The sequence below is a fragment of the Pseudomonas fluorescens Q2-87 genome, from assembly GCF_000281895.1.
Taxonomy (GTDB): Bacteria; Pseudomonadota; Gammaproteobacteria; order Pseudomonadales; family Pseudomonadaceae; genus Aquipseudomonas; species Aquipseudomonas fluorescens_S.
Genome location: NZ_CM001558.1, coordinates 5391417 through 5402527, shown reverse-complemented (window position 1 = coordinate 5402527; position 11111 = coordinate 5391417). Strand labels below are relative to the sequence as shown.

The following is an 11111-nucleotide window of genomic DNA, read 5'->3' as shown; positions in this document are numbered from 1 at the left end:
TATGACTTCTAAAGCAGTAGCAATTGAAATTGATGGCGTCGTTAAGCACGCGGTTTTTGAATGTGACCGAAAAATTATGGCTATGACCGTAACGATGCCGGATGGATTGGTGCGAAGTTACACAGCGGCGGATTTATATTTGTGTTTGGGGATGGTTAGAAAAGATTTTCCGGATGTGAAGTTTTTATGCAAAGGAGCCAAAATCAATGTGTTCCCGTCGCGAATGTGTTCGCAAATGGCAGGTGGTGTGGTGGCCTATGAAGTCCGTTGGGGAGAGGCAGCAGATGAAGCTGATATAGTTAATATTTTCGACTATGAAGATAAAGATTTAACCAATGATATTAATGAGCAGGCTGATTACCATCGGCGCTGGTTACAGTCTATGAAGGCTGGTTCGTGATTTGCTCCTGCTGGGCTGCGGAGAGTTCCCTACCGACTTTCAACACCATGACACCTCGCGCCCGCCTGCCATCAAAATCAACAACGCGCCAAAAAATGTGGGAGCGAGCTTGCTCGCGATAGCGGCGTGTCAGTCACCATCAATGGCAACTGACCCACCGCCATCGCGAGCAAGCTCGCTCCCACAGGTTTATCGGTGAATTGCAGGTCGCTGCTTCGCACCCAGCCATTAAAAAACCCACCCCTTTGGCACCGATAACATCGTTTCTCGACCGCGCGGCTTTTCCCTATATTGGCCCTCAGATCCGGCGGATGGCTCAACGTCCGCCTCCTCAGTGCGAGTAGTCCCAATGAATAAAAACCTGACAGCGCAGGGCTTGATAACGCAGGAGCGGGGACCCGGGCGGTTTGGGGTGGGGAGCAAGTCAGGCATCCCTACAACGCCACGCAAACCCCCATCGTGGTCAGCGCCGCATACGGTTATGACGACATCGACGTCTGGTACGACGTTGCCCTGGGCAAGGCCCCGGGCTTTATCTACAGCCGCATGAGCAACCCTACTGTCGAAACCCTCGAAGCCAAGATCGGCGAGATGGAAATGGCCGAGTCCGCGGTGGCGTTCAGCAGCGGCATGGCGGCGATCAGCAGCGTGCTCTACACCTTTCTGGCCCATGGCGACCGTGTGGTGTCGACCAAGGACAGCTACGGCGGCACCAACAAGATTTTCGAAGAATTCCTGCCGCGCACCGGCGTGGCGGTGACGTTGTGCGAGACGTTCGATCACGAAGAAATCGAGCGTGAAATCGCCAAGGGCTGCCAACTGGTCTACCTGGAAACGCCGACCAACCCGACCCTGAAAATTCTCGATATCCAACGCCTGGTGGCGGCGGCCAAGCGTGTCGGCGCCGTGGTCGTGGCCGACAACACTTTCGCCACGCCGCTCAACCAGAACCCGCTGGCATTGGGCGTGGACGTGGTTATCCACAGCGCGACCAAGTTCCTCAGCGGCCATGGCGATGTGCTCGGCGGCCTGGTCTGCGGCAGCGAAGCCCTGATGGCCAAGGTTCGGCACTACCGCGAAATCAACGGCGCGACGCTCGATCCATTCTCGGCCTACATGATCATCCGTGGCATGAAAACCCTGGTGCTGCGCATGCGTCAGCAGCAATCCAGCGCCCGGGCCCTGGCGGAATTCCTCTGCACTGAACCGCTGGTGGAATCGGTCAATTACCCCGGCTTGCCCAACCACCCGAATCACGCCGTCGCCTGTGCACAAATGGCCGGTTTCGGCGCCATCGTCAGCTTTGTGTTGGTCGGCGGCATGGACACGGTCAAGGCGCTCTTGCCACGTCTGCGCTTCGCTCACTGCGCTGGCAATCTCGGTGCGGTGGAAACCATCTACGGCCCGGCGCGCACCACCAGCCACGTCGAAAACACCCTGGAAGAACGCCTGGCCCTGGGCATTTCCGAAGGGCTGGTGCGGGTCTCGGTCGGCATCGAAGACACCGACGATCTGCTCGACGACTTGAAGCAGGCATTTGCCTTCGTCAGGTCGTTGCGGGATGAACCGGCACCGGCCAACAAACAACCCTCCACGCATCACGCACGCACCGCGACCGCGAACTGAAGTTTCACCGGTGATACCCCACGACAAGGCTGTCAGTGGGGCGTTCATGAATAGGAATAATAATAAAACTTAGCGGCGACGCGTTCTGACTCTGCCTTATGACTTATCGCAGACGTAACGGCGCGCCCTAACAACTTTCATGAGAACAACCATGTCCATAAAAGAACAACAACACACCGGCTTCAAACAGGAAATGCAGACGCGCCATATCGTCATGCTCGCGTTGGGCGGCGTCATTGGCACCGGGCTGTTTCTCACCTCCGGCTACACCGTCAACCAAGCCGGGCCCTTGGGCGCGGTAATCGCCTACATCATCGGCGCGCTCATGGTGTACATGGTGATGATGTGCCTGGGCGAACTGGCCGTGCAGATGCCGGAAACCGGCTCGTTCAGCACCTATGCCACGCGATACCTCGGGCCCGGCACGGGTTACACCGTGGCGTGGTTGTATTGGCTGACCTGGACGGTCGCGATCGGCTCCGAGTTCACCGCAGCGGGCATCCTCATGTCGCGCTGGTTTCCCGACACGCCGGTCTGGATCTGGAGCGCGCTGTTCGCGGGCCTGGTGTTCCTGACCAACGTGGTGTCGGTGCGCTTGTTCGCCGAGACCGAGTTCTGGTTGTCCCTGGTCAAGGTGATGACCGTGGTGGTGTTCCTGTTGATCGGCGGTGGCGCCATCCTCGGCCTGCTGCACATCGATCAGGCCCACAGCATCGGACTGAGCAACTTCACCCGCGAAGGATTGTTTCCCACCGGCTTCATGCCGATTGCCATGACGCTGCTGGCGGTCTCGTTTGCCTTCTCGGGCACTGAACTGATCGGCATCGCCGCCGGTGAAACCAAGGACCCTCAACGCAACGTGCCGCGCGCCATTCGCACCACGGTGCTGCGCCTGGCGATCTTCTTCGTGGGGACCATTTTTGTCCTGGCGACCTTGCTGCCCCGCGAACAGGCCGGGATCGTCGAGAGCCCCTTCGTCACTGTGTTCACCTACATCGGCATTCCGTATTCGGCCGACATCATGAACTTCGTGATCATCAGCGCCTTGTTGTCGGCGGCCAATTCCGGTCTGTACGCCGCCTCGCGGATGCTCTGGACCCTCAGCGACCAAGGTCACCTGCCCAAGCAATTCTCTTCACTGACCCGCATGGGCACACCGCTCAACGCCATCATCGTCAGCATGGCCGGCGGCGCCGCCTCGTTGCTCAGCAGCGTGTTTGCCGCCGACACCATTTACCTGGCGCTGGTGTCGATCTCCGGCCTGGCGGTGGTGGTGGTGTGGATGAGCATCGCCGCGAGCCAGATCGCGTTTCGCCGCCACTACGTCGCCAATGGCGGTGATGTACGCAACCTCAAGTTCCGCGTGCGCGGTTATCCGTGGGTGCCGCTGGGAGCGTTGGCTTGCTGTGCCCTGGCCTGCGTCGGCATCGCGTTCGACCCGGAGCAGCGCGTGGCGCTGTACTTCGGCTTGCCCTTCATCGCCTGGTGTTACTTCGTGTATTACATTACCCGCAGGAGCCGCGAGCGGCGCTTGTCGATGGCCGTCCTGGGCCAACCGTCCGATGCGTTCTAGCCATCGACGGGGCAGGCAAAAAGAGGTGTCAATGAGGTCCGTAGGATGAAGCAAAAGACGTTACCTCCATTGAACTGGCTGCGGGCCTTTGAAGTGTCGGCCCGCTGCCTGAACTTCACCCACGCTGCCGAAGAACTGTTCTTGACCCAAGGTGCGGTCAGCCAGCAGATCCGCCAACTGGAAAGCCATCTCGGGGTGGCGCTGTTCAAGCGCTTGCCCCGAGGGCTGGGCCTGACCGAAGAAGGCCAGGCTTACCTGCCGGTGGTGCAGGATGCGATCACCCGCTTGGCAGTCGGCACCAACGAAATCTTTGGCCAACATAAACACCGGCCGATCAAGGTGCGCGGCAGCCTGGCGTTCTTCGTCCATTGGCTGGCGCCCAAGCTGGTGGGCTTTCGCCAGGCCCATCCCCACGTCGACATTCGCTACATCAGCAACATCTGGGTCAAGGAACTGGACGGCGAAGACGACATGGAAATTCGCTGGGGCCACGGTCAATGGCCTGGCCTGGTTTCACAGCGACTGACCTGGGACACGTTGTTTCCCGTGTGCTCGCCGGCGCTGATGGCCAGCTCGCCGCTGAAGGTGCCGGCGGACGTGGCGCGGCATCCGCTGCTGCACGTGTTGGGTTACGAAGAGGGCTGGGGTTATTGGTTGAACCGGGTCGGCGCCGACACCGTCGACTCTTCCACCGGCATGCAATTCGACACGCTGATTTCCACCCTGCGCATGGCTGAGCTGGGGCAGGGCATTGCCCTGGCGCGCTCGTCGATGGTCGATGAGATGCTCGGCGACGGGCGCTTGATCGAGCCCTTCACCCTGCGCATCGAAGCCAGCGAATCGTTCTACCTCGTGCGCAGTTCCGGGGCCGATCAACACCCCGACGCGGCGATGTTTTCCACCTGGTTGGTCGAACAGGCACACCGTTTCAAATAAATGGCCGGAGCCAAGCATGCGTTATGTGAGTACCCGCAATTCGGCCGTGCAGGTCGATTTCGAAAAGGTCGTGCTGTCTGGCATCGCCGAGGATGGCGGGCTGTTCGTGCCCCTCGAACTGCCGCTGTTCGAACCCCAGGACATCGCCAACTGGTCGACCCTGGCCTACGACGAACTGGCCTATCGGGTCATGCGCCCGTTTGTGGGCGAAGCCATGCCTGAGGCCGATCTCAAGCGCGTGCTCAAGGAGGCCGGCAGCCAGTTCAGCCACCGCTCCCTGGCGCCGCTGCATCAGGTGGATCGCAACGAGTGGGTGCTGGAGTTGTTCCACGGACCGACCCGTTCCTCGAAGGATTTCGCCGCCCAATTGCAGGCGCGACTGGTGCAATACTTCTTGCAGAAACACCAGCGTCGCGCCGTGGTGATCGGCGCCACCAACGGCGATACCGGCCTGGCGGCCATCGAGGCTTTCAGACACTGCGAAGAAACCGCCGTCGTGGTGATTTATCCCGAGGCCGGCGTACCCCACGAACAACTCCAGCATTTGCAAGCGGCCGCCCATCCCAGGGTTCATCTGTTTGCCGTCGATGGCAGCTTCGACGAATGCCAGACCCTCGTCACCCGCTTGTTCCGGGACTGGCCCTGCGCCGGACACGAGGCGATCAGCTTCAACTCCAGCAACTGGGTCAGCGTGCTCGCGCAACTGGTGTTTTATTTTCACGCCGTGCTGCAACTGGGCGGTGGCCAGCGCCCCATTGGTTTCAGCGTGCCGGCGGCAAGTTTTGCCGAGGTCTACGCCGGCTACATTGCGCAGAAGATGGGCTTGCCGATCACCCAGATGATCGTGGCGACCAACCAGAATGACGCACTGCACCAGTTGTTTTCGAAGAATCACTACTCCCGGTTGCGCGCCAACAAGACCTTGTCGCCGGCCATGGACCTGTCGATCTTTTCCAACCTGGAGCGATTTCTCTGGGAGCTCTACGGGCACGATGACCAAGCGGTGAGCGCGCTGATGGCCACCTTCGAAACCAGCGGCGAGATGACCATCGCCAACGAGTTCTGGTTGCAGGCGCGGATGATCATCGACTCTTACGCGGTCAGCGATGAACAGACCCTGGAAGAAATCACCTCACTGTACCGCGACACCGGTTACATCATCGATCCTCACACCGCCACTGGCGTGCTCGCGGCCCGCTTGTACCGGCGCAGCCTGGTGGCGCCAATGGTGACCCTGGGGGAAATCTCCCCGGCCAAATCGGCGACGCTGCTAGGCGAGCTGGGGATCACCATTGCGGCGCAACAGCCTCCAATTTCCGAGCATGGCCCGGCGCAAATCCATCGCATCCAGCCGGACGACCTCGACACCCTCCATCAACTGCTCGGCACGCTGTAAGGAGGCCCCGTGAAGCGAATTCTCGACCCCCTCGACGAACGCATCATCGCCGAACTGCGCCTCAACGCCCGCGCCGCCCACGCCGAGCTGGCGGCCAAGGTCAACCTGTCCCGCAACGCCGTGCGCCAACGCATCGAACGCCTCGAACGCGACGGCGCGATCCAGGGCTACACGGTGCGCACGGGGGAGGGCGGGCAAGCGTCTTCAAACATCAACGCGGTGATCTTCGTCTACCGCTACGACCGCATGCGCGGCGCCGAAGTCTTGCAAGTCCTGCAAGCCATGCCGGAAGTGCTCCAGTGCGACGTGATGAGCGGCGAGTTCGACCTGATGCTGCGCGTCGGCGCGGCCAGTCCGGAGCGGGTGCACAAAGTATGGAAGGACATCTCCGCGTTGCCGGGCGTGGAAAACACCGTGACTTCGTTCGTGCTGTCATCGGTGGTCTAAAGCCAGTCATCCCCCCGTGGCGAGGGAGCTTGCTCCCGCTGGGCTGCGCAGCAGCCCCCGCTTTTCAGGCGGTCGCTGCGCAACCGAGCGGGAGCAAGCTCCCTCGCCACATAGGTCTCATCAGCCTGACCTACAAAGCCAACCCTCATTGACTTTTTTCCAGGCCTGACAGCTTGCCCAACCCCTGGTCAAAACGCCCATAAAATAGAGCAAATTGGCATATTTCACTGCCCACCCCACGGCCCTAACCTAGATCCCAACAAACCCATCCCCCGGATCAAGGGCATAACAAAAATGACTGAATACAAACTGGCGCTGGTCGGCTTCGGCGGTGTGAACCGGGCATTGGCTCAACTGATTGCCGAGCGCAACGACCGCTGGAAAACCGAACTGGGTTTCACCCTGAAAATCGTCGGCGTGACCGACCTGTTCCTCGGCTCGATCATCGGCCGCGAAGGTCTGGACGCCGCACTGCTGGCCAAGCTGCCAGCGACCAAAGGCGTCTTCGCCCAATGGCCGGGCGGCCACGCTGAAGCCCTCAACGAAGCCGTGATCAAAGACTGCGGCGCCGACATCATCGCCGAAGCCACCTTCACCAACCCGGTGGACGGCGAGCCCGCCACCTCGTTCTGCCGCTGGGCCCTGGAGCGCGGCAAGCACGTGGTCACCACCAACAAAGGCCCCATCGCCCTGCACGGCGCCGAGCTCAAAGCCCTGGCCCAGCGCAACAACGTCGCCTTCGAATACGAAGGCTCAGTGATGAGCGGCACCCCCGTAATCCGCCTCGCCAAGCAGTCCCTGGCCGGCAGCGAAATCACCGGTTTCGAAGGCATCCTCAACGGCACCTCCAACTTCGTCCTCACCTGCATGGAAGGCGGCCTCGGGTTTGCCGAAGCGGTCAAAAAAGCCCAGGAATTGGGCTACGCCGAAGCCGACCCAACCGCCGATGTCGAAGGCCATGACGTGCGCCTCAAAGTCGTCATCCTCGCCAACGAACTGCTCGACGCCAAACTCACCATCAACGACGTCGCCTGCAGCGGCATCTCCGCCCTGGGCTTGGACGACATCGAAAAAGCCCGCCAGGACGGCGCCCGCTGGAAACTCATCGGCGCCGCCACCCGCAACGCCGACGGCGCCATCAGCGCCAGCGTCGAACCGCGCCTGCTGAACAACGACCACCCGCTGGCCAGCGTCAGCGGCGCCACCAACGCCGTGTCGTTCACCAGCGAATTGCTCGGCGCCGTCACCGTGTCCGGCCCAGGCGCCGGCCGCACCGAAACCGCCTTCGCGCTCCTCTCCGACATCATCCACATTCACCAATCCGCTACGCGCAGCCAGGAGTAAAGCCAAATGAACGTCTCACGTCTGGCCCTGGCGATTGCCGAGCCGCACATCGAAGTCCTCAACCCGTTCGACGGCACGCTCGTCGGCACCGTGGCCGACGTCTGCGCCACGCAAGTGCCGCAGTTGCTGGAGACCGGACGCAGCGGCGCGCGAGCCTGCGCCGCACTGCCACGTCATCGCCGCGCCAGCATCCTCGAACATGCCGCCGCGAACATCCAACGCGACGCCAAAGCCTTCGCCCGGCTGATCGTCGACGAAGCCGGCAAGACCCTCAAACAGGCGGAAAAAGAAGTCAAACGCTGCATCAACACCCTCAAGCTCTCCGCCGAAGAAGCCAAGCGCAACGCCGGTGAAGTGGTGCCGTTCGACGCCTACGAAGGCGCCGAGTCGCGCCAGGGCTGGTTCAGCCGCGAACCCTTGGGCCTGATCGTCGCCATCACCCCGTACAACGACCCGCTGAACCTGGTCGCCCACAAACTCGGCCCCGCCATCGCCGGCGGCAACGCGGTGATCCTCAAACCGTCCGAACTGGCCCCGTTGTCGGCGCTCAAACTGGTCGCCTGCCTGGTCGAGGCCGGCCTGCCCGAATCCGTAGTCACCGTCGCCACTGGCGGCGCCGAACTCGGCAAGGCCCTGGTCGCCGCCCGTGACGTGCGGATGATCTCCTTCACCGGCGGCTTCGTCACCGGCGAACAAATCGCCCGCACCGCCGGCCTGAAAAAACTTGCCATGGACCTGGGCGGCAACGCCCCCGTCATCGTCATGGCCGACTGCGACCTCGACGCCGCCGTCGAAAGCTGCGTCTCCGGCGCCTTCTGGGCCGCCGGCCAAAACTGCATCGGCACCCAACGCCTGCTCATCCAGGCACCGATCTACGAAGCCTTCCGCGAACGCTTCGTCCAGCAGACCAAGGCCCTCGTGGTCGGCAACCCGCTGCTCGCCAACACCGACATCGGCCCGATGATCACCCAACAAGCCGCGCAAAACGCCGAGCACGTGGTCAACGAAGCCCTGCAAGAAGGCGCCACCTTACTCTGCGGCCACCGCCGCCAAGGCAGTTGCTACGCCGCAACCGTCCTGGAAAACGTCAACCACGCCAGCCGACTCTGGCGTAACGAAGTCTTCGCGCCGGTGGTGGTGTTGCAGGCGTTCGAGACGTTTGATGAAGCGGTGGAGTTGGCTAACGAACCGGAATACGCCCTCCATGCCGGGATCTTCACCAACAACTTGGCAACGGCGATGAGCGCTGCACGGCGGATTGAGGCGGGCGGTGTGATGATCAACGACTCCTCGGATTTTCGCTTTGATGCGATGCCGTTTGGCGGTTCCAAGTACGGCAGCTTAGGGCGGGAAGGGGTGCGGTTTGCATATGAGGAAATGACCCAGCCGAAGGTGGTTTGTTTGAATACGTTGGGGTGATGGGTTCAGGTCGTTGGCATTGGGCAGGTTTGGTCACCTGCCCGATGCTTTTCTGCACAAACCACACAACCACCGCATACCCTGTGGGAGCAGGGCTTGCCCGCGATGCCCTTCGCCCACTCACGATGACATAACAACCCACCATCCCGATCGCGATAGCGATACACCCGTCACCATCAGAACCGCTGACTCCCCGCCTTGTTGAGCTTTGCGCACGACGCCCAAGCTCAGTCGAGCAATCCCTCTATGCACTACCTCCACCTGTAGCCAGTTACGCAAGCGTTCTACTGAGTAGCGGCTCAGAGCGCAGAGCGTGCAGGCAACGTCGTCGATCTGCCCGATAACAAGCTTCTGCGAACGCTCAAGGCTGAAACGTGTCAGCCTCAAGAAAAAACCAAATTATGCACAAATGCATTTTTTTCTTGACCCGCATGCATGAGCCTCTATAAGGTGGCTTCACTGTATGCGCATCCAGTATTTCTCAAGCATCATTCATTTGAATCCATTCATGGACGAGGTCTTACCTTATGAAAACCAACACTGAAAAATTCGGCGTAACCCCCCATCAACCCAGCCTCTGGACCCGCGCCGATGCGTTGAAAGTCCGGGCGGACGATCCCACCACCACCCAGCCGCTGGTCAGCGCGGATTTCCCGGTACTGAACAACGACGTGTTCATCTGGGACACCATGCCCCTGCGCGATTTGGACGGTAACGTGACGTCCGTCGATGGCTGGTCGGTGATCTTCACGCTGACGGCTGATCGTCATCCAAACGACCCGCAGTACCTCGACGAGGACGGTAACTACGACATCCTCCGCGATTGGAACGATCGTCACGGTCGGGCAAAGATGTACTACTGGTTTTCTCGTACCGGCAAGAACTGGGAATTCGGTGGCCGTGTGATGGCCGAAGGCGTTTCGCCGACCGCTCGCGAATGGGCCGGTACGCCGATCCTGTTGAACGACCGAGGTGAAGTGGACCTGTATTACACCGCCGTCACCCCAGGCGCGACCATCGTCAAAGTGCGCGGTCGGGTAGTGACCACTGAACACGGTGTCAGCATGGTCGGCTTCGAGAAGGTCAAGCCGCTGTTCGAGGCTGACGGCAACATGTATCAGACCGAAGCTCAAAACGCTTTCTGGGGTTTCCGCGACCCATGGCCTTTCCGCGACCCGAACGACGGCAAGCTGTACATGCTGTTCGAGGGCAACGTGGCCGGTGAGCGAGGCTCGCACAAAGTGGGAGAGGCCGAAATCGGCGACGTGCCGCCAGGCTATGAAGACGTCGGCAACTCGCGCTTCCAGACCGCCTGTGTCGGCATCGCCGTCGCCCGCGACGCAGACGGTGACGACTGGGAAATGCTGCCGCCACTGCTGACGGCCGTGGGCGTCAACGACCAGACCGAACGCCCGCACTTCGTGTTCCAGGACGGCAAGTACTACCTGTTCACGATCAGCCACACCTTCACCTATGCCGACGGCGTGACCGGCCCGGACGGCGTGTACGGTTTCGTAGCGGACTCGCTGTTCGGCCCCTACGTGCCGCTCAACGGTTCCGGCCTGGTGCTGGGCAACCCGTCCTCCCAGCCATTCCAGACCTACTCGCACTACGTGATGCCGAACGGCCTGGTGACCTCCTTTATCGACAGCGTACCGACCGACGAAACCGGCACGCAGATTCGTGTGGGTGGCACTGAGGCACCCACGGTGGGCATGAAAATAAAAGGGCTGCAGACGTTCGTGGTCGCCGAGTACGACTATGGGTACATCCCGCCGATGCTTGACGTTACGCTTAAGTAATAGCAACACAGGGGGGCAGGCAGCGGGTTTGAGGTCGATGAAAAACCCGTTGTGGATATGATCGAGATATCCCGCCTGATTCGTTGCGATGGTGTTCGCAAGCGCCATTGAACAATGAGTAGTCACACTGCTTCGCGACTGGCTGCAAGGATGCAGCCAGTCGCGCAT

At 60.9% G+C, this 11111-nt stretch carries 8 protein-coding genes and 1 pseudogene; all 9 read left to right on the top strand.

The genetic code is table 11. From position 1 onward, the window contains the following. The first annotated feature begins 1 nt into the window (after nucleotide 1). The 9 genes and pseudogenes from PFLQ2_RS28225 to PFLQ2_RS04070 all read left to right on the top strand — a co-directional run bounded on the left by PFLQ2_RS28225 (nucleotide 2) and on the right by PFLQ2_RS04070 (nucleotide 10943). Complete coding sequence (locus PFLQ2_RS28225; protein ID WP_033046303.1) at nucleotides 2-400, top strand: hypothetical protein; 399 nt, start codon at nucleotides 2-4, stop codon at nucleotides 398-400. 357 nt (nucleotides 401-757) lie between these two features. Then, nucleotides 758-2026 (top strand): annotated as a pseudogene (locus PFLQ2_RS04035) (cystathionine gamma-synthase family protein); the annotation flags it as partial. A 151-nt stretch (nucleotides 2027-2177) separates the two neighbouring features. After that, nucleotides 2178-3599, top strand: a complete 1422-nt coding sequence (locus tag PFLQ2_RS04040; protein ID WP_003185858.1) for an amino acid permease — start codon at nucleotides 2178-2180, stop codon at nucleotides 3597-3599. Between the two features lie 45 nt (nucleotides 3600-3644). Next, a complete protein-coding gene (locus PFLQ2_RS04045) occupies nucleotides 3645-4535 on the top strand; it encodes a LysR substrate-binding domain-containing protein (protein ID WP_003185854.1) in 891 nt (296 codons plus the stop codon). 16 nt (nucleotides 4536-4551) lie between these two features. Next, a complete protein-coding gene (thrC, locus tag PFLQ2_RS04050; RefSeq protein WP_003185853.1) occupies nucleotides 4552-5931 on the top strand; it encodes a threonine synthase in 1380 nt (459 codons plus the stop codon). 9 nt (nucleotides 5932-5940) lie between these two features. Next, nucleotides 5941-6378, top strand: coding sequence for an Lrp/AsnC family transcriptional regulator (locus PFLQ2_RS04055; protein WP_003185850.1), 438 nt, complete (start codon nucleotides 5941-5943; stop codon nucleotides 6376-6378). Between the two features lie 294 nt (nucleotides 6379-6672). Continuing rightward, entirely contained in the window at nucleotides 6673-7722 is a 1050-nt protein-coding gene (locus tag PFLQ2_RS04060; RefSeq protein ID WP_003185848.1) for a homoserine dehydrogenase, read from the top strand. Nucleotides 7723-7728: 6 nt separating this feature from the next. Then, complete coding sequence (locus PFLQ2_RS04065) at nucleotides 7729-9141, top strand: aldehyde dehydrogenase family protein (protein ID WP_003185846.1); 1413 nt, start codon at nucleotides 7729-7731, stop codon at nucleotides 9139-9141. Nucleotides 9142-9668: 527 nt separating this feature from the next. Further along, entirely contained in the window at nucleotides 9669-10943 is a 1275-nt protein-coding gene (locus PFLQ2_RS04070) for a glycoside hydrolase family 68 protein (protein WP_003185845.1), read from the top strand. Nucleotides 10944-11111 lie beyond the last annotated feature (168 nt).